Below are 23992 nucleotides of genomic sequence, written 5' to 3'. Positions count from 1 at the left end.
AACTTGATTGAAATGCCGCCACCAATGCTGAATCTAGATTGGACGTGTCGCGGCTTTCTTATTATCCCTATTCAAAGAGTTTAGTCACACCAAGCCTATGAAGCACATTCGTAATTTTTCGATTATCGCCCACATCGACCACGGTAAGTCGACCCTTTCTGACCGCTTAATCCAAGTTTGTGGAGGATTAAGTGAACGTGAGATGGCAGCTCAAGTCCTCGATTCTATGGATATAGAACGCGAGCGTGGTATTACAATTAAAGCGCAGAGTGTGACTTTAGATTATAAAGCTAAAGATGGTGAAACTTACCAACTTAACTTTATCGACACTCCTGGACACGTAGACTTTTCTTACGAAGTATCTCGTTCTCTAGCAGCTTGTGAAGGCGCACTTCTTGTAGTGGATGCTGGCCAAGGTGTTGAAGCTCAGACTCTAGCTAACTGTTACACCGCGATTGAAATGGAACTGGAAGTAGTGCCAATCTTGAATAAGATTGACTTACCTGCAGCTGAACCAGAACGTGTTGCAGAAGAAATCGAAGAGATCGTTGGTATCGATGCGATGGAAGCGACTCGCTGTTCTGCGAAAACAGGTTTGGGTGTCGACGACGTTTTAGAGAACATCGTGACGGCAATCCCGCCACCGGAAGGTGATCCTGAAGCGCCGTTACAAGCACTGATCATTGACTCTTGGTTCGATAACTACCTTGGTGTTGTTTCTTTGGTTCGTATTAAAAACGGTAAACTGAAGAAGAACGACAAGATTAAAGTTATGTCGACAGACCAAGTTTGGGGTGTTGATCGTCTAGGTATCTTTACTCCTAAGCAAATCGACACCACTGAGCTAAATACTGGCGAAGTAGGTTGGGTTGTTTGTGGTATTAAAGACATCCTAGGTGCACCGGTTGGTGATACGTTGACGCTTGCTAAAGGCGGCAGCACTGAACGTCTACCTGGTTTCCAAAAAGTGAAACCTCAGGTATATGCAGGCCTATTCCCTGTATCATCTGATGACTACGAGAACTTCCGTGACGCGCTAGGCAAATTAAGCCTGAACGATGCATCGTTGTTCTACGAACCAGAAAGTTCAGCAGCACTTGGTTTTGGTTTCCGTTGTGGCTTCTTAGGAATGCTTCACATGGAGATCATTCAAGAGCGTTTAGAGCGTGAATACGACTTAGACCTAATTACGACTGCACCAACAGTAGTATATGAAGTTGTAAAAACAGATAAAACGGTTCTGTACGTTGATAGCCCGGCTAAACTGCCAGCAGTTAATGACCTAGAAGAAATTCGCGAACCAATTGCACGCTGTAATATTCTGGTACCTTCTGATTACCTAGGTAACGTAATTACACTGTGTGTTGAGAAGCGTGGCGTACAAGTCGACATGGTTTACCACGGTAACCAAGTTGCTGTGACGTATGATCTTCCTATGGCAGAAGTCGTTCTAGACTTCTTCGACCGTCTGAAGTCAACGTCTCGCGGTTACGCATCATTGGATTACAACTTCCAACGCTACGAGCCATCAAACATGGTACGTGTCGACGTATTGCTGAATGGCGAAACCGTTGATGCATTAGCGATCATTACGCATAAAGATATTGCCCAGTCTCGTGGTCGTCTACTGGTAGAGAAGATGAAAGAATTCATCCCTCGTCAGATGTTCGATATCGCGATTCAAGCAGCGATTGGTAACCACATCATTGCTCGTTCTACAGTGAAACAACTGCGTAAGAACGTAATCGCAAAATGTTATGGTGGTGATATCAGTCGTAAGAAGAAACTTCTTAAGAAACAAAAAGAAGGTAAGAAGCGTATGAAGCAGATCGGTAACGTTGAACTGCCTCAAGAAGCTTTCCTTGCAATCCTTCATGTTGGAAAAGACTAACTTTATCCAGCATTAAACGAATAATTGAAAGTGAAAGAGTAGCTCGCTACTCTTTCACTTTCGTTATTTTTAAAGAAATGAAATTTAAGGGATATCAATGGCTAACACATTTTCGCTTATCTTAGTGATCGTAACTCTAGTAACCGGCATTGTATGGACGTTGGAAAAGTTTGTGTGGGCGAAGAAGCGCCAGCAAAAGCTTGCTGACGTTGAAGCACAATCGAATGGCCTAGACGCTGAAATCAGCGCAAAAGTTACGGCTCAGCCTTGGTGGGTTGAGAACAGTGTGTCCATTTTCCCGGTAATTGCATTTGTTTTGATCTTGCGTTCATTCATCTATGAACCGTTTCAAATCCCTTCTGGCTCGATGATGCCAACCCTTTTGGTTGGTGATTTCATCTTGGTAGAGAAGTACGCGTACGGTCTGAAAGACCCAGTATGGCGAACTCAATTGGTAGAAACAGGCAAACCAGAACGCGGTGACTCAATCGTATTTAAGTATCCACCTCAGCCGAACATTGACTACATTAAGCGTGTTGTCGGTATGCCAGGTGATACGATTCGCTACAGCAGTCGTAAAGAGATCTGTATTCAGGCGAAGGGTACAAGTAGCTGTGAACCAGTGAAACTAAGTAACGTTGAAGAAAGTCAATTTATTCAAGATGGTGTGCCTCTGATTCAGCTGAACGAACAGCTTGGAGACGTAGAGCACCAGATTTTAGTTAACCCATTACGTCGTGATCGTGTGCAAGCATATCAGCCTCGCAATGGTGTTAATGAATGGGTCGTTCCAGAAGGCCAATACTTTGTGATGGGTGATAACCGTGACAACAGTGCCGATAGCCGTTACTGGGGCTTTGTCCCTGAAGCAAACCTTGTTGGTAAGGCTGTTGCTATTTGGATCAGCTTCGAATTCGAACGCGGTTCAGACAGTATACTTCCAACATGGATTCCTACTGGTGTGCGTTTTAATCGCATCGGTGGGATTCATTAATCGATCACATAACACATCGAGAGAGCATGAATTCTCCAATTGATAAACTAGAGAGAAAGATTGGCTATCAGTTTAATGATGCCGATCTTATCCACTTGGCGCTGACTCACCGCAGCGCCGCAGGTAAACATAACGAACGTCTTGAGTTTCTGGGCGATTCAATTTTAAGTTTTGTTATCGCTGATGATCTTTACCACCGTTTTCCTAAGGTAAACGAAGGTGATATGAGCCGCATGCGCGCAACATTAGTACGTGGTCATACATTGGCAGAACTAGGTCGTGAATTCGAACTAGGAGATTACTTAAAATTAGGTCCAGGTGAGTTGAAGAGTGGCGGTTTCCGTCGCGATTCTATTCTAGCGGATGCTGTCGAAGCGATCATCGGTGCTGTCTATTTAGATAGTGACACCGAAGTGGTTCGCGGCATTATTTTAAGCTGGTACCAATCTCGCCTAGATGCTATTCAGCCTGGAGTATCTCAAAAAGATCCGAAAACTCGTCTACAAGAGTTTTTGCAAGGTCGAAGAAATCCTCTACCTGTCTACACAGTGACTAATATTAAAGGTGAAGCACACAACCAAGAGTTTACGGTTGAGTGTGAAGTGGCAGGTGTGGATAAACCTGTTATCGGTAAAGGCACTAGCCGCCGCAAGGCAGAACAAGCGGCTGCTGAAACAGCATTAGAGCAACTAAGCAATGTCTGATAACAACCAAGATTTCGATATCGATGCATTCTTTTCATCTGATAGCAAAAAAACGGGCCTACCGGAAAACCAACACTGTGGCTTCATCGCTATTGTCGGTCGCCCAAACGTAGGTAAGTCGACGCTTCTGAACCATATTCTGGGACAGAAAATTTCTATTACATCACGTAAACCTCAGACGACACGTCACCGTATTATGGGCGTAGAAACTGAAGGTGATTACCAAGCGATTTTTGTTGATACTCCTGGACTTCATATTGAAGAAAAGCGTGCAATCAACCGCTTGATGAACCGTGCGGCGAATAGCTCACTGAGTGATGTGAACCTAGTATTCTTCCTTGTTGACGGTACACATTGGACTGAAGATGATGAAATGGTATTGAATAAGCTGAGAAAAACAGATTTCCCAGTGGTACTTTGTATTAACAAAGTAGATAACGTTCAAGACCGTACAGATGTAATGCAACACATGATGGAAGTCTCTAAGAAGATGGAATTCGTTGATGTTGTACCTATTTCGGCGAAGCAAGGTAAAAACATTGATGTACTGCGTAAGCACGTACGTGAGCATTTACCGAAAGCGACACATCACTTCCCTGAAGAGTATGTGACTGATCGCTCGCAACGTTTTATGGCATCTGAAATCATCCGTGAAAAGCTAATGCGCTTTACAGGTGATGAGCTACCTTATTCGGTGACGGTTGAAATCGAACGTTTTGATTACAACCCAGATAACGATGGTTTCCATATCAATGCACTGATTCTTGTTGAGCGTACTGGTCAGAAGAAAATGGTGATTGGTAAAGCGGGTGAGAAGATCAAGACGATTGGTCGTGAAGCGCGTATCGATATGGAAGAGCTATTCGGTCGTAAGGTTTACCTAGAGACTTGGGTCAAAGTTAAATCTGGTTGGGCTGATGATGAACGTGCACTTCGTTCACTAGGTTACATCGACGATCTATAATATAGGCTGAGTATCACTTTCTTCGATAAGAAAGTTGAACTAAATATAAATCCAAGAGAGAGTGCGAACTCTCTCTTTTTGTATCTGTAATAAGGGTAAGTGATTGAGCGAAGGGTTACAGCGATGCTTTGTGTTGCACCGTCGACCATACAGTGAGTCGAGCCTGATTCTGGATGTCTTCAGTGAAGAGTTCGGTCGGGTGACGTTGATGTCTAAAGGCGCTCGAAGTAAGCGTTCCAATTTGAAAGGTGCATTGCAACCTTTTACGCCGCTACTGCTTAAGTGGTCAGGCAATGGTTCAATGAAAACGTTACGCCAAGCTGAGCCTATTAGCTTAGGGCTTCCCCTCGCCGGTATCAATCTGTATTCAGCTATGTATGTGAACGAGTTAATCGGCCGAGTATTGATGGCTGAAGTCGCCATGCCTGCTCTTTTTCACGACTATCTTCATGCTTTAACAGAACTGGCTCATAATGAGAACCCTGAGCCAGCGCTGCGTCGTTTTGAGTTGGCTCTATTATCCGCTATGGGATACGGCGTCGACTTTTTACATTGCGCGGGCACCGGTGAAACGATTGATCCTAGTATGACTTATCGCTATCGAGAACAGAAAGGCTTCATCGCTTCGATACGCAGAGATAACCTGACATTCATGGGCGATGAACTTATCGCAATCAGCGAACGTAGGTTTATCACTAAAGAGCAGTTAAAAGCGGCAAAACGCTTTACACGCATAGCCTTAAAGCCGTATCTTGGCGGCAAACCATTAAAAAGTAGAGAGCTATTTATGCCAACAATAGCTCTCTCTAGAGCACGGAGTATTGGAAAATGAGCTCAATCCTTTTAGGCGTTAATATCGACCATATTGCAACACTGCGTAATGCACGTGGTACTAAATACCCAGATCCAGTACACGCAGCTGAAATTGCTGAACGTGCGGGGGCAGATGGCATTACCATTCACTTGCGCGAAGATCGCCGTCATATTGTTGATCGCGATGTACGTATTCTGGCTGAAACTATTCAAACTCGTATGAATTTAGAGATGGCAGTGACGGACGAGATGGTTCAAATTGCACTCGATACTAACCCTGAGTTTGTTTGTCTGGTTCCAGAAAAGCGTGAAGAACTGACGACTGAAGGTGGCTTGGATGTGGTTGGTCAGCTTGAAAAGATCAAAGCGGCGACAGAGAAACTGTCGGCTGCTGGTATCAAAGTATCTCTGTTTATCGATGCTGACCGTGAGCAAATCGATGCGGCAAAAGCGTGTGGCGCACCGTTCATTGAACTGCACACTGGCCACTATGCTGACGCGAAAACAGAAGAAGACCAACAAGACGAACTGAAAAAAATTGCAGCAGGCGCAAGCTACGCTGATGATCTTGGTATTACAGTTAATGCAGGTCATGGTCTGACTTACCACAACGTAGCACCGATTGCGGCACTTCCAGAGATCTATGAGCTGAACATTGGCCACTCGATCATGGGACGCGCAGTCTTTGATGGTTTAAACAAAGCCGTTGCAGACATGAAAGCCGTAATGGAGACAGCACGCAACAACGCTTAGTTCTTTAACGAGTAAGTAGTTTAGTAGTAAGCGTTAAGCGGTTAATCAGTAAAATAGTTAAAGTTAATCGATAGAAATTTGGTAGTAGGGTAAACATGGCTGTTGTTGGACTAGGTACAGATATCGCAGAAATTGAACGTGTCGAAAAGGCGTTGTCGAGAAGTGGTGACGCTTTCGCACAGCGAATTTTGACGGATTCTGAGTTTGAAGTATTTCAGCAACTCAAGCAGAAAGGGCGTTATCTTGCGAAGCGTTTTGCGGCAAAAGAAGCTGCATCTAAGGCGTTAGGCACCGGCATCGCGCTTGGTGTGACCTTTCACGACTTTGAGGTTTCTAATGATGAGCATGGCAAGCCCGTATTGAGTCTGCATAAAAAAGCGCGTGAAATTGCGGAAGCAAGTGGAACCAAGTCGATCCATCTGACTATTTCCGACGAGCGGCATTATGCAGTAGCAACGGTCTTACTCGAATCATAAACAAATTACCGCTAATCTTAATCTAGTTCGAATTCAGAATTAGAAAAAAAAGCAGAGCTCATAGGCTCTGCTTTTTATTGGTCTACATTTAGAGCGCTCAGCCATTCTACCGCTGTTATCTCTTGGCCGGTTTCAAATAATGAATTGCGGTTGCTTGAACCTTATCTAATTCATCTTGAAGTTCAAAAAGTTCTGGCTCGATATCTTCAACGGAAGTGCCGGAACGTAACTCTTTCTCTATCGTCGCACAAACCGATTTTAGCCTTGGGACACCACTGTATGAACTGCTGCCATGCATCTTATGGATTATGTGTATCAACTGTTCAACTGGGTAATCACTGTCTTCAATGGCCTTATCTGCGGCCTCATAAACCTCAGGGATAAAGTCCACTAGCATCTTCAGCATATCGCGTGCGAGATCTTCTTTGTTGGCGGCTTGTTTCATTGCTGCTTGCCAATCAATGATGATGTTCTTATGTTCGTTCGCTTCTGTTTCTGATATTTGGTTACTGTCTATTTCAGTGGATACCGCCGGATGCGCTGGATCTATTTTTTCAATGTGCTCAACCTCTGATGTCGAACTCCAATGTATCAATACCTGTTGTAAAACGTGCTCTTCAATTGGCTTGGTGAGGTAGTCATCCATACCTGCTGCAAGCAGTCGATCACGTTCGCCAATCATGGCATGAGCTGTCACGGCTATCACGGGTGTATTCGCATTATTAGCCAGTTTCTTAATGTTCTGACAAGCGGTTACACCGTCCATTTGAGGCATTTGAATGTCCATGAAGACGATATCAAAGTGTGTTTCTGTTGCCTTGTCGATCGCTTGCTGACCACTGGTGCAACTTATGACCGTTTCTACACGTTCTTTTAGCAACGCGGTAATCAATTTAAGGTTGGCTGGGTTGTCATCAACCGCTAATACCGTGAGCGGCAACTTCTCTTCCGAGTGAGTCTCAATCGCTGGTGCAATCAAAGTTGGCGCCTGATTAGAGACGAGAGTTTGCAACAGTTTTTTACGAGAGAGAGGTTTGGTTATGCACTGAACATCGACCTCTTTCATTAATTGCTCACCCAGCGCGAGTTCGGTACTTGGTGTTCCTATAATTACATTTTGAGCGATCTTCTTAGCGCCAATAGCCCAACCACTTACGGTATCAAATTGGTATTCTTGATTTGCAGCAAGGTTGAGTAGAACGTAGTCATACGAGGTAGACTCGTCCGGCATCACCGAACGATAAGTGACCACTAAGCCTTCTTGGGTCAAGATCTGCTGAGTGATCGATGCCGCTTGCATATTTGGTTCGATCAGCAGGAGCTGTTTGTCTTGTAGGCACTGTGTTTCGATAAGCTCTGTCATTGGCATATCGGTAGAAGAAAGTCTCAACGTAAACCAGAACGTAGAACCTTGGTGTAGGCGACTGGTTAAGCTTATCTCTCCTCCCATCTGGCTCACCAGCTTTTGGGTAATAACTAGGCCTAAACCAGTACCTCCATAACGACGAGAAATACTTGCATCGGCTTGGCTGAACGCTTGGAATAGTTGAGCTTGTTGGCGCTCAGAGATACCAATGCCGGTATCTCGAACCATGAACTGTAGCTCAATGCTATCTTCGGTTTGAGAGCGTAGTTCAACACTGATGTCTATGTTGCCACGCTCAGTGAATTTAATTGAGTTACCTACTAGGTTGGTTAGAATTTGCTGGATTCGGAGTGGGTCTCCTACCACACCTGGTGGAACTTTCGGATCGATCTTAAGCGTCAGCTCTAGCCCTTTCTCATGAGCATTGGTTGCTTGAAGGTTCACTACCTCTTCAAGGCTAGCTTGGAACTCAAATGGAATGTTCTCTAGAGCCAGTTTGCCGGCTTCAAGTTTCGAGAAGTCCAAGATATCGTTGATGATGCTAAGCAGGTTGTTGGCTGATCGTTCAATGGTTTGCAGGTAATCAGTTTGACTGTTCGATAGGTGCGTCTTAAGCATCTGACGAGTAAAACCAATCACCCCGTTCAGCGGCGTTCTCAGTTCGTGAGACATATTCGCTAAAAATTCAGACTTAACTCGCGCCGCTTCTTGAGCTCGTTTTTTCGCGATGTCTAACTCAACGTTTTGAATTTCTAACTGCTCCAGCGTTTCACGTAGATCTGAGGTCGCTTGGTCGATACTGTGCTGCATTTCGACGTGGTATTCTGATAGCGATACCGCCATCGCGTTGATACCGTTTTTCAATGAGTCTAGCTCACCATGCATTTTTCCTTCGATACGCACATCGAGATGACCACGACGAATTCGGTCGACCATATTTTTCATGTGTGTGATCGGTTGCGTTACGTCATGCATCAAGCGAAAAGCAAATACACCAGAGAGCCCAAGCCCAAGAATTAATACCAAGAAAGCAGAGAACACCTCTTGATACTGCTGTAATCGCAGTGATGACAGGTCTAACTCTATCGCAATATAACCGATCGCTTGGTTGGCTTGAGACTGCCCATTGGCTGAGTTGATGTACTGACCCTCAGCGATGATAGGCGTCCGAAGAATCAGCGTGTTATCGAGTAGGTTCGATGAGCTTAAATGCGGAATCGGTTTATCTTTAGGGTAGGTAAGGCTTTCGAAGTCTGGGTGGAAGTTTGAGGTTACAAACAGCTCATGGCGTTCATCAAATACCGCGATACTGCGCACCAGTTTAGAATTTTTTCGATGCGCATAGCTAATCAACTGACGAACAGACTCTCGACTTTCGAGTTTCATGCCTGATTCACTCGCAATCGCCAGTGGTTCAATGATGCTAGTACCAGTATTAACCACTTGACCCTCAAGGTCTTGATAGCGGTTAAATGAGAAAAATGCACTCAATAGCAGCCCAATAATCAGGGTTGGAGCTAGAGTTAAGGTAATTACACGGGCTCTTAAGCCATATCTGGTCATGTTCTTTAATTACATCGAGGTCTGGATATGGGAAAATAACGCACACAATGGCGGTTAAGTGAACGGTAAGCTTAATCAAAGCCGTGACGTTCGACAATGATTCCAAGACATAATAGTGAGTCCTGGATACCAATTACTTATTAAAAGATACATTAGGCACAAGCAATGGCACGTTTTTTCCAACCAAAAAAGAAAACTCAACTCGAGACCAAGCATCAATCGGTTTTGGTTGAACGAATGGATCACAATGGCGCTGGCATCGCTTATCAGAAGAATAAACCCGTTTTCATTGATGGCGCATTGCCAGGTGAGCAGGTGGTTATTCAACTTACTGAGAGCAAAAGTAAGTTTTCGCGAGCAAAACTCATCAAATTACTTAAACCGAGTGAGCTGCGATTAAAGCCATTTTGTAAGCACTTTAATCAGTGTGGTGGCTGTCACCTTCAACATCTTGGTTACTCTTCTCAGGTTGAGCATAAATCACAATCTTTGACGCATTTGATGAGCCAATATCAAACGGCGAATACTGAAGTTACTCAGCCGATTGTAGGTGATGAAACCGGTTATCGACGTCGCGCGCGTATCAGCCTATTTGTTGACAAGAAGACACAGCAGCTTCAATTCGGTTTCCGTAAGAAACAAAGTAAGCAGATTGAAAACATCACCGACTGTGCTGTACTGGATCCTCACCTTAATATATTGCTGCCAAAGCTGAAAAGTTTACTCAATACTTTCAGCAACCTTACGTCTTTAGGACACGTTGAATTGGTTTTGGGCGATACTGGCCCTGTTATGGTGCTACGTCATCTTAAGCCTTTGGTTGAGAAAGATGAGCAAGCATTGATTGCACTCGCTAAATTTGAAGGTGCTACGTTGTATACTATGCCAGAAACGGACAAGCTTATTCGTTTAGTTGGCGATACGCCTTCTTATAGCGAAACTGGCGTAATGTTACCGTTTGAACCAAACCACTTTATTCAAGTAAACCAGAAAGTGAACCAGAAAATGGTTGCTCAAGCGATTGAATGGCTAGAACCTCAAGCCGATGAGCGAGTGCTTGATCTGTTCTGCGGCCTGGGTAACTTCAGTTTACCGATCGCGCAACAATCGGCATTTGTGGTGGGTGTTGAAGGTGTAGATGAAATGGTCCAACAGGCCACATCTAATGCAGCATTAAACCAGTTAAGCAATACGGATTTCTACCAAGCTAACCTAGAAGAAGAGCTGTCTTCACAACCTTGGGCAAAAGAGAAATTTGATAAAATATTGCTTGACCCTGCCCGTGCTGGAGCGAGTGGGATCGTTGATCAAATTTCAGCGCTAGGAGCGAAGCGTGTGGTTTATGTTTCGTGTAATCCTGCTACTCTAGCTAGAGATTCTGAGAGCTTAGAAAAACAAGGCTATCAATTGGCCAAATTGGGTATGCTAGACATGTTCCCGCACACCAGTCATCTAGAATCGATGGCTCTCTTTATCAAGGCTTAGAGGCCTATAAATAAGGCTTCAAAATGAATCAAAAAGGTGCAGGAAAGCCTGCGCTGATATCAATATGGTCGAACTAACTTGGAATCAGTTAGTCATATTGAATTGGGTATAAAACATAATAACTAGGAAGGCATGATGGTTGCGGTAAGAAGCGCACATTTAAACCCAAGCGAACAGTTTGAGCTAGAAAGTTGGATTGCGTCATTGAATCAAGACGCAAAGACCTCGAATAAACTGATCAAAGTTTATCGTCACTGTGAAGAGCTGTTAAAAGATCACGATCAAGCGTCTCTCCTGCTTTGGCGTGGGCGTGAGATGATCGAAATCTTGGTTACGCTGTCTATGGACCGTGCGACGTTGATCGCTGCACAACTTTTCCCAGTCGTCTCAAGTGGTGTTTTTGAGCGTGAAGCGTTTGAAGAATACTACGGCAAAGAAACCGTAAAGCTGATTGATGGCGTTGAAGAAATGGCGGCGTTAGGCCAGCTAAACGTGACCCTTGAAGGCAGTGCTGCCTCGGGTCAAGTCGATAACGTTCGTCGTATGCTACTGGCGATGGTCGACGACTTCCGCTGCGTAGTCATCAAGCTAGCAGAGCGAATTTGTAACCTTATTGAAGTGAAAAAGGCCCCTGATGCTGTGCGCCGTGCGGCAGCAAAAGAGTGTTCTAATATTTATGCTCCACTTGCTAACCGTTTAGGTATTGGTCAGCTGAAGTGGGAAATCGAAGATTACGCGTTCCGTTATCAACAACCCGACACTTATAAGCAGATTGCTAAACAGCTGTCTGAGCGTCGTATCGTCCGAGAACAATACATCACAGACTTTGTTGATGACTTAACGGCAGAAATGAAGCGTTCAAGCATTAATGCGGAAGTCAGCGGTCGACCAAAACACATCTACAGTATCTGGCGTAAAATGCAGAAGAAAGGCTTAGCGTTTGATGAGCTTTTTGATGTGCGTGCAGTGCGTATTATCGCAGACCAACTGCAAGACTGTTATGCCGGTTTAGGTGTGGTTCACACCAAATACAAACACTTACCAAGTGAATTTGATGACTACGTGGCGAACCCTAAGCCAAATGGTTACCAATCAATTCATACTGTAGTTCTGGGCCCTGAAGGCAAGACCATTGAGATTCAAATCCGTACCAAGCAGATGCATGAAGACTCTGAGCTTGGTGTCGCTGCGCACTGGAAGTACAAAGAAGGTGCTTCAAGCGGACGCAGTGGTTACGACGAGAAAATTACTTGGTTGCGTAAACTTATCGACTGGCAAGAAGAGATGTCTGATTCTGGCGAGATGCTGGATGAAGTTCGTAGCCAAGTATTCGATGACCGCGTTTATGCCTTTACACCACGAGGTGACGTGGTTGATTTACCTATGGGGGCAACCCCACTGGACTTCGCTTACCACATCCACTCTATGGTTGGACACCGTTGTATCGGTGCCAAAGTTGCTGGTCGAATCGTCCCATTCACTCATAAGCTATCAATGGGTGATCAAGTTGAAATCATCACCCAGAAAGAACCGAACCCTTCACGTGACTGGCTAAACCCAACCACAGGCTTCGTTCATTCTGGTCGTGCTCGTGCAAAAATTAACGCATGGTTCCGTGCTCAAAGTCGTGAGAAAAATCTAGAAGCGGGTCGAGACATCCTTGAGGTTGAACTAGCCAAAGTGGGTGCAACCCTAAAAGATGCCGATCAATATGCTTTGAAACGTTTCAATGTAAATACGCCAGATGAACTCTATGCTGGTATTGGTAGTGGCGATTTGCGTATTAACCAAGTGGTTAATCACATTAATGCCTTGGTTAACAAACCAACAGCGGAAGAAGAAGACAAAAAAGCGTTAGAGAAACTGCTTGAGTCAGAAAACAAACCCGCGCAACAAAGCCGCCCTAAGAAAGATGCGGTTGTCGTTGAAGGCGTTGATAACCTGATGACGCATTTAGCGCGTTGTTGCCAACCTATCCCTGGCGATACAATCAAAGGTTATATCACTCAAGGGCGTGGTATCTCAGTTCACCGGGCTGATTGTGAGCAATTAGGTGAGCTTCACCTGCACGCACCAGAGCGTATCATTGATACCGTCTGGGGTAATGGCTTCGTTGGATCATATATCCTAACGCTGCGTGTTGAAGCGCTAGAGCGGAATGGCTTATTGAAAGATATCACCTCTTTGTTTTCAAATGAAAAGATTAGTGTGACGACAATGAAGAGCCGTATCGACTACAAACGTCAGCTATCGGTGATGGATTTTGATTTGGAAGTGACCAATATTGAAATTCTGAGTCGAGTGACTAGCCGAGTAGAACAAATCAAAGATGTCATGAGCGTAAAACGCCTAGGCTAAAATTCTCGTCATACTTGAAGCTGATGGCGTTGTTGCCTGAGCGCACTCCGGAGTGCCGGCCCAGGCTCATCACATAGACAAGCTATGCTCAGGAGTTTCGCTTGCTTGTCGCCTAGCCACAGTTTCAATTATTTAGAGAATTAGACAGTATCAACAAAGGTGAGTGGTTTTGGCTGCTCACCTTTTTTAGTTCTAATATCTTTTAGTTTGAGTACCTTTTAGTTTCAGTGAAGCTATAAATTTAAAAAATCAAAGACAGTGAATAGGAAGAAAACGATGAATCACCCGATTGAACAACTTGAACAGATTATGACTAAGCTGCGCGATCCTGAAGGTGGCTGTCCTTGGGATTTGAAACAAAACTTTGAAACAATTGTGCCGCATACTATCGAAGAAACATATGAGGTGGTGGACGCGATTCACAACAAAGACTGGCCGAACCTGCAAGAAGAGTTGGGTGACTTGTTGTTTCAGGTAATCTTCTACAGCCAATTAGCAAAAGAGCAGGGCTTGTTTGAGTTCTCTGATGTGGTCGACGGTATCAATGAGAAACTAACACGCCGCCATCCGCATGTTTTTTCTGATACCGAATTTGCAAGTGATGAAGAAATTAATGCTAACTGGGAAGCTGAAAAGGCCAAAGAAAAAGCCGAGGCAGGAAAAACTCAGGAAAGTATTCTAGACTCAATACCAAACTCTCTGCCTGCACTTTCGCGTGCTACAAAGATTCAAAAACAAGTCGCAAAATACGGCTTTGATTGGGACTCTATCGGTCCAGTTGCAGATAAGGTTTTAGAGGAAGTCGATGAGGTGCTAGAAGAAGCGCTTCAAGTGACACCAAATGAAGACCTGGTTGAAGAAGAGTTGGGTGATTTACTGTTTGCGACGGTTAATTTGGTCCGACATCTGGGAAAAAATCCGGAATCGGCTCTGACAAAAGCAAACCTGAAATTTTCACGACGTTTTAAAGGCGTCGAACAAATAGTTCGCCAACAAGATAAGGATTTAACCGATTTTTCACTACAACAGCTTGATTCTATGTGGGATGAAGTCAAAGTGGCGGAGAAAAGATAACCAAAGCATTTATCATGAATTGATTTGAAGCAAAAAATAAAAAATAGCAGTGTGATAGATTTCACGTTGTGGCGATAAGGGGCTTCTGGTATATTTTCATCCCGTCCAGAAGTAATCCATTTCCCTCATTCAACCAATTTCAGGTTAAACATGACGACAAATTACATTTTTGTTACTGGCGGGGTTGTATCCTCTCTAGGTAAAGGTATTGCAGCAGCATCTCTTGCGGCTATTTTAGAAGCTCGTGGTCTTAAAGTGACTATGATGAAGCTTGACCCTTACATCAACGTTGATCCAGGCACTATGAGCCCGACTCAACACGGTGAAGTGTTCGTTACGGAAGATGGCGCTGAAACTGACCTTGACCTTGGTCACTACGAGCGATTCATTCGCACCAAGATGACTAAGCGTAACAACTTCACAGCAGGTCGTGTTTATGCTGACGTTCTACGTAATGAACGTCGCGGTGATTACCTAGGTGCAACAATCCAGGTTATCCCTCATATTACTAACTCTATTAAAGAACGCGTAATCTCTGGTGCTAAAGGCCACGATATCGCGCTTGTTGAAGTTGGTGGTACTGTTGGTGACATCGAATCTCTACCATTCATGGAAGCGATTCGTCAGCTAGCTGTCGAATTAGGTCGTGAACGCGCAATGTTCATGCACTTAACTCTAGTTCCTTACCTAGCGGCTGCAGGTGAAGTGAAAACTAAGCCAACGCAACACTCTGTAAAAGAGCTACTTTCTATCGGTATCCAACCTGACATCCTAGTTTGTCGTTCAGATCGTGTTATCCCAGCAAACGAACGTAAGAAAATTGCTCTTTTCTGTAATGTACAAGAAAAAGCCGTTATCTCGATGAAAGACGTAGATTCTATCTACAAGATCCCACAGTTAATCCGTGCACAAGGCATTGATGATCTTGTGTGTACGCGTTTCGGTATCAATGCACCAGAAGCTGATCTGTCTGAGTGGGAACAAGTAATTTACGAAGAAGCTAACCCAACGGGTGAAGTGACGATTGGTATGGTTGGTAAGTACATTGAACTACCTGATGCATACAAATCAGTAAACGAAGCACTTAAGCACGCAGGCTTGAAAAACCGCCTAAGCGTCACAATTAAATACGTAGACTCTCAAGATGTTGAGTCAAAAGGCGTAGAAATTTTAGAAGGCCTAGACGCAATCCTAGTTCCTGGTGGCTTTGGCGATCGTGGTGTTGAAGGTAAGATTCTTGCTGCTCAATACGCTCGTGAAAACAAAGTACCTTACTTAGGTATCTGTCTGGGTATGCAAGTTGCTCTTATTGAGTACGCTCGTAACGTTGCGAAGATGGAAGGAGCACACTCTTCTGAATTCTGTAAGGAAACTAAATACCCTGTTGTTGGCCTAATCACTGAATGGATCGACGGCGAAGGTAAAGTTGAAGAACGTACTGAAAAATCCGACCTAGGTGGTACTATGCGTCTAGGTTCACAGCTTTGTCACCTTGCTAAAGGTACTAAGGCTTACGAATTATACGGTAGCGCGACGATCCATGAACGTCACCGTCACCGTTACGAAGTGAACAATAATCTTCGTCCACAAATTGAAAAAGCGGGCCTAAAAGTATCAGGTCTATCTGCGGACAAGAAACTGGTTGAAGTTATTGAGAACCCGAACCACCCATGGTTCGTTGCTGCTCAATTCCACCCAGAGTTCACTTCAACACCTCGCGATGGTCACCCATTGTTTGCAGGTTTCGTTAAAGCAGCTGGTGAATATCAGCGCGGCGAATTAGAAAAGTAAAAAGGAATACAGGTAGCTGCGTAAGTTGTGCTGCTACCTTTTAAATTTGACATTTATATATATTCAACGAGAAGGAAACATTCAATGTCTAAGATCGTTAAAGTTCTAGGTCGTGAAATCATCGATTCACGTGGTAACCCAACTGTAGAAGCTGAAGTACACCTAGAAGGCGGTTTCGTAGGTATGGCTGCTGCTCCATCTGGCGCATCTACTGGTTCTCGCGAAGCTCTTGAGCTACGTGACGGCGACAAATCACGTTTCCTAGGTAAAGGTGTTCTTAAAGCTATTGAAGCTGTAAACGGCCCAATCGCTGAAGCTCTAGTAGGTTCTGACGCTAAAGCACAAGCTGACGTTGACCAAATCATGCTTGACCTAGACGGTACTGATAACAAGTCTAAGTTTGGCGCGAACGCTATCCTAGCTGTATCTCTAGCTAACGCAAAAGCTGCTGCTGCTGCGAAAGGCATGCCTCTATACGAGCACATTGCTGAGCTAAACGGTACTGCTGGTCAGTTCTCTATGCCTCTACCAATGATGAACATCATCAACGGTGGTGAGCACGCAGATAACAACGTTGACATCCAAGAGTTCATGATCCAACCAGTTGGCGCTAAAACTCTTAAAGAAGGTCTACGTATCGGCGCTGAAGTATTCCACAACCTAGCTAAAGTTCTTAAGTCTAAAGGCTACAGCACTGCAGTTGGTGATGAAGGTGGTTTCGCTCCTAACCTTAAGTCTAACGCTGAAGCTCTAGAAGTTATCGCAGAAGCTGTTGCAGCTGCTGGTTACGAACTAGGTAAAGACGTTACTCTTGCTATGGACTGTGCAGCATCTGAGTTCTTCGACAAAGAAGCTGGTATCTACAACATGAAGGGCGAAGGTAAAACTTTCACCTCTGAAGAGTTCAACCACTACCTAGCTGAGCTAGCGAACAACTTCCCAATCGTTTCTATCGAAGACGGTCTTGATGAGTCAGATTGGGATGGCTTCAAGCACCAAACTGAACTTCTAGGCGACAAGCTTCAAATCGTTGGTGACGATCTGTTCGTTACAAACACTAAGATCCTTGCTGAAGGTATCGAGAAAGGCGTAGCTAACTCTATCCTTATCAAGTTCAACCAAATCGGTTCTCTAACAGAGACTTTAGCTGCTATCAAGATGGCTAAAGACGCTGGCTACACTGCAGTAATCTCTCACCGTTCTGGCGAAACTGAAGATGCAACTATCGCTGATCTAGCGGTAGGTACAGCTGCAGGTCAAATCAAAACTGGTTCTATGAGCCGTTCTGACCGTGTTGCTAAGTACAACCAACTTATCCGTATCGAAGAAGCTCTAGGTTCTAAAGCTCCTTTCAACGGTCTTAAAGAAGTTAAAGGTCAATAATTCCTAGCGAATTATTCATCTAAGCTTTTTAAATGCCTCGCTTATGCGGGGTATTTTTTTGCCTGTATAAAAGTGAACTTATTAAACTGTCCTTTTTATACCTACAATTCGTCATTCTCGAGACCTACGGAGGAGGGCGTTGATAATCTCATCGCGTGTTACGAACAATAATAGTCCCCCGACTTATTTATTCCCTAGCTCCACATATCTCGCACCAATAAGCGCATTATGGTATATATGTGCCTTATTCTAGTTCCTTCTTTTTCAACCGGCGAAAGGTGTTATGCGAATTTTTGCTTTAGTACTGCTCATAGTGTTTGGCTGGCTACAACATACACTGTGGCTCGGTAAAAATGGTATTTCTGATTACTACGGTGTGAACAACGAAATCCAAGTTCAACAACAAGTAAATGAAAAGCTGCATATTCGAAATGCAGAAATGTTTGCTGAGATTGATGATCTGCGCCAAGGCTTAGACGCAATAGAAGAGCGTGCTCGTCATGAGCTTGGGATGGTGAAAGAAGGCGAAACGTTTTACCGCATAATTGGTGAGGAATCTCATTAATGTCTACACAACTTCAAAGCGTTGTAGCGGTCGTACCAGCAGCTGGTATTGGTAGCCGAATGAAGGCTGACCGACCTAAGCAATATCTTAAGATTCACGGCACAACCATTTTAGAGCACACCGTTGAGAAGTTACTTTCTCATCCACAAGTGTCGCAAATTGTGGTTGCGGTTAGTGACGATGATCCTTACTACCCAGAGCTTACGCTTAATCATAATCCACAAGTGCTCAGAGTGTCTGGTGGGAGCGAGAGAGCTGATTCCGTGCTCTCTGCCTTAGATTATATCGCGCGACAGCAACTCGGTGATTGGGTTATGGTCCACGATGCAGCAAGACCTTGTGTTCAATTGAGTGATATCGACAAGTTGATTTCAGGTGCGATGAACCATGAGGTAGGGGCTATTTTAGCTGCGCCTGTTCGCGATACGATGAAGCGAGGTGCCCAAGGGCAGGTTGAGCATACCGTTGATCGAGCCGATTTATGGCACGCCCTTACACCACAAATGTTTCGAACTAAGCCTTTACGTAACGCATTGAGTCAGGCGTTAGAGCAAGGTGTTTCAATTACAGATGAAGCCTCTGCTTTTGAGTGGAAAGGTTTATCTCCAGCCTTAATAGCGGGGCGTTCAGATAATTTTAAGATTACTCAGCCTGAAGATTTAGCTTTGGCTGAGTTTTATTTAAGTCAGAATAAGGAATAATGATGATTCGTATTGGTCACGGCTTTGATGTACATAAGTTTGGTGGTGAAGGCCCGGTAATTATTGGTGGCGTTAGTATTCCTTACGAGCAAGGGCTTATCGCACACTCAGACGGTGATGTTGCCCTACACGCATTATGCGATGCTTTACTGGGTTCAATTGCAGCGGGTGATATTGGTCGTCATTTCCCTGATACGGATGATGAATGGAAAGGCGTAGATAGTCGTGAATTGCTTAAAGATGTGTACCGTCGAGTAAAAGAGCAAGGTTATGTGATTGGTAATGCAGATATTACTATCATGGCGCAAGCGCCTAAAATGGCTCCTCATATAGACTCTATGTGCCAAGCTATTGCACAAGATTTAGAAACCAGCATTGGCAATGTGAATGTAAAAGCGACGACTACTGAGCGTTTAGGTTTTACAGGTCGCAAAGAGGGCATCGCATGTGAAGCGGTAGTCCTAATTACTAAAAGTGCGTAAGCACCAACACGAAAAGAACAGCATGTCAGATATTTTATCTTCATTGGCTTACCTAAACGGTAAACCAACTGCGAAAGCAAAACTAAAAGCAAAAGCCGAACACTTTGTCGTTAATGAAGACTTAGGTTTTGAGTTTACTGGTGAAGGCGAACACCTAATGGTTCGTATTCGTAAAACTGGTGAAAACACGAGCTTCGTAGCAAATGAGCTGGCTAAAGCATGTGGTGTTAAGTCGAAGGACGTGAGTTGGGCTGGTTTGAAAGACCGTCACGCGGTTACCGAGCAATGGTTGAGCGTACACCTACCTAAAGGTCAGCCTGACTTTTCAGATTTCTTAGCACAGTATCCAAGCATTGAGATCTTGGCGATGGCACGACACAACAAAAAGTTACGTCCAGGTGATTTAGTTGGCAACCAATTTGAGCTGACTTTGTCTGAAGTAACTGATTGTGATGATGTGGTAAAGCGTTTAGAAAAAGTCGCTCAAGTCGGCGTGCCAAATTACTTCGGAGCTCAGCGTTTTGGTAATGAAGGTAACAACTTATCTGAAGCTCGACGTTGGGGGCGTGAAAATGTTCGTACGCGTAATCAGAATAAGCGCAGCTTGTACCTTTCTGCAGCTCGTTCTTGGATTTACAACCTGATCCTTTCAGACCGTATCAAGCAAGATGCGTTTGCATCGGCACTGGTTGGCGATATTGTCGTGAAAGACGGTGCTCAACTAGTGGTAACTGCGGATAATATCGAAGCGGTAAATCAAGACATCGAGAACGGCTCTTCGTTTATTACGGTTGCTTTGGCTGGAGATAATGCGTTACCTACAATTGATGCGTCTCAAGCTTTAGAGCAAAAACACCTTGATGCTGAACCGGATCTAATGGCGCTTATTTGCGGTAACCGCATGCGCCATGATCGCCGTGAAGCTTCGTTGAAGCCTACTGGTTTAACTTGGGAAGTGGACGAAGATAATATTACTCTTAAGTTTTCTCTTGATGCGGGTTGTTTTGCTACCGCTATCGTTCGTGAACTTGTCGAAGAAGTTCACGTAGAGAGAAGCTACGAGCAGTAATGATTCAGTTTGGAGCTAAGTGGCTTGATATGGGAATTTGAGTCACTTGGCATGGAACAAAAGAAAGGAAACAAGATGAAGATTTTACTCAGCAACGATGATGGTGTGCACGCTCAAGGTATTCATGAGCTGGCAAATGAATTACGTGATCTTGCTGAAATTATCATTGTTGCACCTGATCGTAATCGTTCGGGAGCTTCAAATTCATTAACTTTAGAACAACCTCTTCGTGTTCAAGAGATTGCTGAAAATACCTATTCGGTACAAGGGACACCAACAGATTGTGTGCATTTTGCGTTAAATGAACTACTCAAAAATGAGATGCCTGATCTGGTTTTAACGGGTATTAATCACGGTGCTAACCTTGGTGATGATGTGCTTTATTCAGGTACAGTAGCAGCAGCAATGGAAGGGCACTTTTTAGGTGTTCAGTCAGTGGCGTTTTCTCTGGTTGGAAAAAAACATTTTAAGACAGCGGCAGTTATTGCTCGTCGTATCGTCGAACAACATTTAGCAAATCCAATCCCGACCAATCGCCTACTAAACATTAATGTTCCTGACTTAGCCTTGGATCAACTGTCTGGTACTCAAGTGACGCGCTTAGGAGCTCGTCATCATGCTGAAGATATGATTAAGCAGAAAGATCCTCGCGGGCATGATATTTATTGGCTTGGTCCTCCGGGAAAAGAACAAGATGCTGGTGAAGGTACGGACTTTTATGCGATAGAGCATGGTTTTGTATCGGTAACACCGCTACAGGTTGATTTAACGGCGCATGAGTCGTTGGGTGCGATGGCGACATGGTTAGGAGAGAAGTAAGTGAGTAATCCACAAGCAGAGCGCTTAGTTACTTTTCTGATTGAAAATGGCATTCAAGATCAGAAAGTGCTTGATGCGATTTACCAATTACCAAGAGAGAGTTTTTTGTCGCAGGCGATGCATCATCAAGCTTATGATAATAATGCGCTGCCTATTGGACAAGGGCAGACGATCTCTCAGCCGTACATCGTTGCTAAAATGACAGAGTTACTTGAACTACAACAAGATAGCCGTGTTTTGGAAATTGGCACGGGTTCTGGTTATCAAACCGCTGTACTAGCTCAACTTGTTGACCATGTGTATTCGGTTGAACGAATAAAGTCTCTACAATGGGATGCTAAACGCAGGTTGAAGCAACTCGATTTCTACAATATTTCAACCAAACATGGTGATGGCTGGCAAGGATGGTCTTCCAAGGCGCCTTTTGATGCGATTATTGTCACCGCAGCTGCAGAGTCGATTCCTCAGGCTCTTTTACAGCAGTTGAAAGATGGCGGCCGTTTATTAATCCCTGTTGGTGATGACGAACAACAATTGTTGAAGATTGTTCGCCATGGTGACGAGTTTTTATCGAGCGTGATCGAGATGGTGAGATTTGTACCTCTTGTTCCCGGTGAACTAGCTTAATAACAAGACTAATGGTGTAGGTGGGTAGAGAGTCGATGCGTTCGAAGTTGTTAAAAGTAAGTGCTTTACTACTTAGCTGTGCCCTTGTTGGGTGTGCAGCGAATTCGCCTGCGCCAGTTTCAAGCTTAAATAAAAAATACTCTTCGATTGATCGTGGCAGCTATCGCGGTAGTTACTACGAAGTGAAAAAAGGCGATACGCTTTATTTTATTGCTTATGTGACGAACAAAGACGTTAACGATTTAGTTAGTTATAACAAGCTCTCTGCTCCTTATACAATCCACCCAGGGCAGAAGCTTAAGTTGTGGCGCCCGAGCTACAGCGCACCAGCGTATGGTAAATCAACAGTGGCGGTTGCAGCAGTTGCTGCGCCTGTCGCGGCATCCACTACATCATCGGCATCCACTACGTCATCGACAGCAAGTACCCCTAAAACTACGCCTAAAAAGAGTAAAAACTCTAAACCTGCGCCAACTCAAACTACGACTAAAGTGGTTAAAAAAGATCCACCAAAGAAGGTTGAACAATCCAAATCAAAGGAGTATGTTGGTTCTAAAGGTAAACAGAATGTTACACCGTCCACCAAACCAACAAGTGATAAAGTATCCAAATGGTTATGGCCAACTAAAGGGAGAGTAATCAAGAATTTCTCTGTAGGCGAACAAGGAAATAAAGGCATAGACATAGCAGGACAGCGAGGTCAGCCAATAGTATCTACTGCAGGGGGAACGGTTGTTTATTCGGGTAATGCATTACGAGGCTACGGCAATCTAGTGATTGTGAAGCATAATGATAATTACTTAAGTGCATACGCGCATAACGACCGACTATTAGTATCTGAAGGGCAAAGTGTGAAACCAGGGCAGAAGATTGCAACAATGGGAAGCTCTGGAGCCAGCAGTGTTAGGCTGCACTTTGAGATTCGTTACCAAGGTAAGTCCGTTAATCCAAAACGATATTTGCCTTAAATACAATATGCAAATAATACATATTGTATGGAGTGACATAGTCATTTAGCGACATATAAAGTTGTGATGTCATGCTAATTTCGCCAGGGGGAGGCGTTATGAGTATAAGCAATGCAGTAACCAAAGAAGAGTTCGATCTTAACCAAGTAACCACGGAATCGGAAACACTTGGAAAAGCAAAACGAACAGTCACTAAGAAAACCGAAGCGAAAGAAGAAGCTGAAGTTACGTCTAAAAGTTTAGATGCTACTCAACTCTACTTAGGCGAAATTGGTTTCTCACCACTACTAACCGCTGAAGAAGAAGTGCTTTATGCACGTCGAGCTCTACGCGGTGATGAAGCGGCCCGCAAACGCATGATTGAAAGTAACCTGCGTTTGGTGGTTAAAATATCTCGTCGTTATAGCAACCGTGGTTTGGCACTTCTCGATCTAATTGAAGAAGGCAACCTAGGCTTGATTCGCGCCGTAGAGAAGTTTGACCCAGAGCGAGGTTTCCGCTTTTCAACTTACGCGACATGGTGGATTCGTCAAACCATTGAACGTGCTTTAATGAATCAGACTCGCACCATCCGTTTGCCAATCCATGTTGTGAAAGAGCTGAACATCTACCTACGTACAGCAAGAGAGTTATCACAAAAGCTTGACCATGAACCAACGGCTGAAGAAATTGCTACTAAGCTAGACAAGCCAGTTGGTGATGTGAGCAAGATGCTTCGTTTAAACGAGCGAGTGAGCTCCGTTGATACGCCAATTGGTGGTGACGGTGAGAAAGCACTGTTGGATATTATTCCGGACATCAACAATTCCGATCCTGAGGTTTCAACTCAAGATAGCGATATCAAGAACTCGTTGATTTTCTGGCTAGATGAGCTGAACCCGAAACAGAAAGAGGTGCTTGCACGTCGCTTTGGACTACTTGGCTATGAACCGTCAACGTTAGAAGAAGTAGGCCGTGAAATCTGCCTGACTCGTGAACGTGTTCGTCAAATCCAAGTTGAAGGTCTTCGCCGTCTACGAGAGATTCTGATCAAGCAAGGTCTGAACATGGAAAACCTGTTTAACGTTGAAAACGACTAAACGATATTCCACGATCTCGAAATAATAAAACGCTGACCAAATGTCAGCGTTTTTTAGTTTTTGGTCT

21 protein-coding genes are annotated in these 23992 nt (G+C 44.3%); 20 read left to right on the top strand and 1 reads right to left on the bottom strand.

Annotation, left to right across the window (positions count from 1 at the left end; all coding sequences use genetic code 11):
* Positions 1–97 precede the first annotated feature (97 nt).
* From lepA to acpS, 7 genes are all read left to right on the top strand, one after another.
* On the top strand, positions 98–1891 hold the full coding sequence (gene lepA, locus ACFI6G_RS10630; RefSeq protein ID WP_010435753.1) for a translation elongation factor 4: 1794 nt from the start codon (positions 98–100) through the stop codon (positions 1889–1891).
* 97 nt (positions 1892–1988) lie between these two features.
* Positions 1989–2885, top strand: a complete 897-nt coding sequence (gene lepB / locus ACFI6G_RS10625) for a signal peptidase I (protein WP_016790040.1) — start codon at positions 1989–1991, stop codon at positions 2883–2885.
* 26 nt (positions 2886–2911) lie between these two features.
* On the top strand, positions 2912–3589 hold the full coding sequence (gene rnc, locus ACFI6G_RS10620; RefSeq protein ID WP_010435759.1) for a ribonuclease III: 678 nt from the start codon (positions 2912–2914) through the stop codon (positions 3587–3589).
* Positions 3582–4553 (top strand): GTPase Era, encoded by a 972-nt coding sequence (era, locus tag ACFI6G_RS10615; RefSeq protein WP_010435762.1) that lies wholly within the window; start codon positions 3582–3584, stop codon positions 4551–4553. The genes rnc and era overlap by 8 nt, the downstream gene beginning before the upstream one ends.
* Before the next feature lie 103 nt (positions 4554–4656).
* Positions 4657–5385 (top strand): DNA repair protein RecO, encoded by a 729-nt coding sequence (recO, locus tag ACFI6G_RS10610; RefSeq protein ID WP_010435765.1) that lies wholly within the window; start codon positions 4657–4659, stop codon positions 5383–5385.
* Positions 5382–6119, top strand: coding sequence for a pyridoxine 5'-phosphate synthase (pdxJ, locus tag ACFI6G_RS10605; RefSeq protein ID WP_009847651.1), 738 nt, complete (start codon positions 5382–5384; stop codon positions 6117–6119). The genes recO and pdxJ overlap by 4 nt, the downstream gene beginning before the upstream one ends.
* Positions 6120–6214: 95 nt before the next feature.
* Positions 6215–6595 carry a holo-ACP synthase gene (gene acpS, locus ACFI6G_RS10600; protein WP_010435769.1) on the top strand — a complete coding sequence of 127 codons (381 nt, stop codon included), beginning with the start codon at positions 6215–6217 and terminating at the stop codon, positions 6593–6595.
* A 115-nt stretch (positions 6596–6710) separates the two neighbouring features.
* Here the strand turns inward: acpS and barA are convergent, their stop codons facing one another.
* On the bottom strand, positions 6711–9524 hold the full coding sequence (gene barA / locus ACFI6G_RS10595) for a two-component sensor histidine kinase BarA (protein ID WP_462710269.1): 2814 nt from the start codon (positions 9522–9524) through the stop codon (positions 6711–6713).
* 165 nt (positions 9525–9689) lie between these two features.
* Here barA and rlmD point away from each other — a divergent pair, with 165 nt between their 5' ends.
* The 13 genes from rlmD to rpoS all read left to right on the top strand — a co-directional run bounded on the left by rlmD (position 9690) and on the right by rpoS (position 23925).
* Positions 9690–11009: a 23S rRNA (uracil(1939)-C(5))-methyltransferase RlmD gene (gene rlmD, locus ACFI6G_RS10590; RefSeq protein WP_462710268.1), complete on the top strand. Its 1320-nt coding sequence runs from the start codon at positions 9690–9692 to the stop codon at positions 11007–11009.
* A 135-nt stretch (positions 11010–11144) separates the two neighbouring features.
* A complete protein-coding gene (gene relA, locus ACFI6G_RS10585) occupies positions 11145–13367 on the top strand; it encodes a GTP diphosphokinase (protein ID WP_010435778.1) in 2223 nt (740 codons plus the stop codon).
* Positions 13368–13643: 276 nt separating this feature from the next.
* Positions 13644–14441 carry a nucleoside triphosphate pyrophosphohydrolase gene (gene mazG / locus ACFI6G_RS10580; RefSeq protein WP_016768190.1) on the top strand — a complete coding sequence of 266 codons (798 nt, stop codon included), beginning with the start codon at positions 13644–13646 and terminating at the stop codon, positions 14439–14441.
* 150 nt (positions 14442–14591) lie between these two features.
* Entirely contained in the window at positions 14592–16232 is a 1641-nt protein-coding gene (locus ACFI6G_RS10575) for a CTP synthase (protein WP_010435781.1), read from the top strand.
* Between the two features lie 84 nt (positions 16233–16316).
* A complete protein-coding gene (gene eno / locus ACFI6G_RS10570) occupies positions 16317–17615 on the top strand; it encodes a phosphopyruvate hydratase (RefSeq protein WP_010435783.1) in 1299 nt (432 codons plus the stop codon).
* A 283-nt stretch (positions 17616–17898) separates the two neighbouring features.
* Entirely contained in the window at positions 17899–18180 is a 282-nt protein-coding gene (gene ftsB, locus ACFI6G_RS10565) for a cell division protein FtsB (RefSeq protein ID WP_010435786.1), read from the top strand.
* Positions 18180–18881, top strand: a complete 702-nt coding sequence (gene ispD / locus ACFI6G_RS10560; protein ID WP_010435790.1) for a 2-C-methyl-D-erythritol 4-phosphate cytidylyltransferase — start codon at positions 18180–18182, stop codon at positions 18879–18881. The genes ftsB and ispD overlap by 1 nt, the downstream gene beginning before the upstream one ends.
* Positions 18882–18883: 2 nt before the next feature.
* A complete protein-coding gene (gene ispF, locus ACFI6G_RS10555) occupies positions 18884–19363 on the top strand; it encodes a 2-C-methyl-D-erythritol 2,4-cyclodiphosphate synthase (RefSeq protein ID WP_016783764.1) in 480 nt (159 codons plus the stop codon).
* 22 nt (positions 19364–19385) lie between these two features.
* A complete protein-coding gene (gene truD / locus ACFI6G_RS10550) occupies positions 19386–20432 on the top strand; it encodes a tRNA pseudouridine(13) synthase TruD (RefSeq protein WP_010435794.1) in 1047 nt (348 codons plus the stop codon).
* A 75-nt stretch (positions 20433–20507) separates the two neighbouring features.
* Positions 20508–21251 (top strand): 5'/3'-nucleotidase SurE, encoded by a 744-nt coding sequence (surE, locus tag ACFI6G_RS10545; RefSeq protein WP_010435796.1) that lies wholly within the window; start codon positions 20508–20510, stop codon positions 21249–21251.
* Positions 21252–21878: a protein-L-isoaspartate(D-aspartate) O-methyltransferase gene (locus tag ACFI6G_RS10540; RefSeq protein ID WP_010435798.1), complete on the top strand. Its 627-nt coding sequence runs from the start codon at positions 21252–21254 to the stop codon at positions 21876–21878.
* 35 nt (positions 21879–21913) lie between these two features.
* A complete protein-coding gene (gene nlpD / locus ACFI6G_RS10535) occupies positions 21914–22846 on the top strand; it encodes a murein hydrolase activator NlpD (protein WP_016768192.1) in 933 nt (310 codons plus the stop codon).
* A 98-nt stretch (positions 22847–22944) separates the two neighbouring features.
* Entirely contained in the window at positions 22945–23925 is a 981-nt protein-coding gene (rpoS, locus tag ACFI6G_RS10530; RefSeq protein ID WP_010435803.1) for an RNA polymerase sigma factor RpoS, read from the top strand.
* Positions 23926–23992: the final 67 nt, after the last annotated feature.

Source organism: Vibrio sp. PSi01, assembly GCF_054960695.1.
Note: the sequence above shows the minus strand (reverse complement) of the source record. Positions and strands in the feature narration are given on the sequence as shown.

Excerpts from the sequence above, each read along its gene's own strand:
- lepA (WP_010435753.1), top strand. The coding sequence starts at position 98 with ATGAAGCACATTCGTAATTTTTCGATTATCGCCCACATCGACCACGGT.
- lepB (WP_016790040.1), top strand. The coding sequence starts at position 1,989 with ATGGCTAACACATTTTCGCTTATCTTAGTGATCGTAACTCTAGTAACC.
- rnc (WP_010435759.1), top strand. The coding sequence starts at position 2,912 with ATGAATTCTCCAATTGATAAACTAGAGAGAAAGATTGGCTATCAGTTT.
- era (WP_010435762.1), top strand. The coding sequence starts at position 3,582 with ATGTCTGATAACAACCAAGATTTCGATATCGATGCATTCTTTTCATCT.
- pdxJ (WP_009847651.1), top strand. The coding sequence starts at position 5,382 with ATGAGCTCAATCCTTTTAGGCGTTAATATCGACCATATTGCAACACTG.
- acpS (WP_010435769.1), top strand. The coding sequence starts at position 6,215 with ATGGCTGTTGTTGGACTAGGTACAGATATCGCAGAAATTGAACGTGTC.
- barA (WP_462710269.1), bottom strand. The coding sequence starts at position 9,524 with ATGACCAGATATGGCTTAAGAGCCCGTGTAATTACCTTAACTCTAGCT.
- rlmD (WP_462710268.1), top strand. The coding sequence starts at position 9,690 with ATGGCACGTTTTTTCCAACCAAAAAAGAAAACTCAACTCGAGACCAAG.
- relA (WP_010435778.1), top strand. The coding sequence starts at position 11,145 with ATGGTTGCGGTAAGAAGCGCACATTTAAACCCAAGCGAACAGTTTGAG.
- mazG (WP_016768190.1), top strand. The coding sequence starts at position 13,644 with ATGAATCACCCGATTGAACAACTTGAACAGATTATGACTAAGCTGCGC.
- ACFI6G_RS10575 (WP_010435781.1), top strand. The coding sequence starts at position 14,592 with ATGACGACAAATTACATTTTTGTTACTGGCGGGGTTGTATCCTCTCTA.
- eno (WP_010435783.1), top strand. The coding sequence starts at position 16,317 with ATGTCTAAGATCGTTAAAGTTCTAGGTCGTGAAATCATCGATTCACGT.
- ftsB (WP_010435786.1), top strand. The coding sequence starts at position 17,899 with ATGCGAATTTTTGCTTTAGTACTGCTCATAGTGTTTGGCTGGCTACAA.
- ispD (WP_010435790.1), top strand. The coding sequence starts at position 18,180 with ATGTCTACACAACTTCAAAGCGTTGTAGCGGTCGTACCAGCAGCTGGT.
- ispF (WP_016783764.1), top strand. The coding sequence starts at position 18,884 with ATGATTCGTATTGGTCACGGCTTTGATGTACATAAGTTTGGTGGTGAA.
- truD (WP_010435794.1), top strand. The coding sequence starts at position 19,386 with ATGTCAGATATTTTATCTTCATTGGCTTACCTAAACGGTAAACCAACT.
- surE (WP_010435796.1), top strand. The coding sequence starts at position 20,508 with ATGAAGATTTTACTCAGCAACGATGATGGTGTGCACGCTCAAGGTATT.
- nlpD (WP_016768192.1), top strand. The coding sequence starts at position 21,914 with ATGCGTTCGAAGTTGTTAAAAGTAAGTGCTTTACTACTTAGCTGTGCC.
- rpoS (WP_010435803.1), top strand. The coding sequence starts at position 22,945 with ATGAGTATAAGCAATGCAGTAACCAAAGAAGAGTTCGATCTTAACCAA.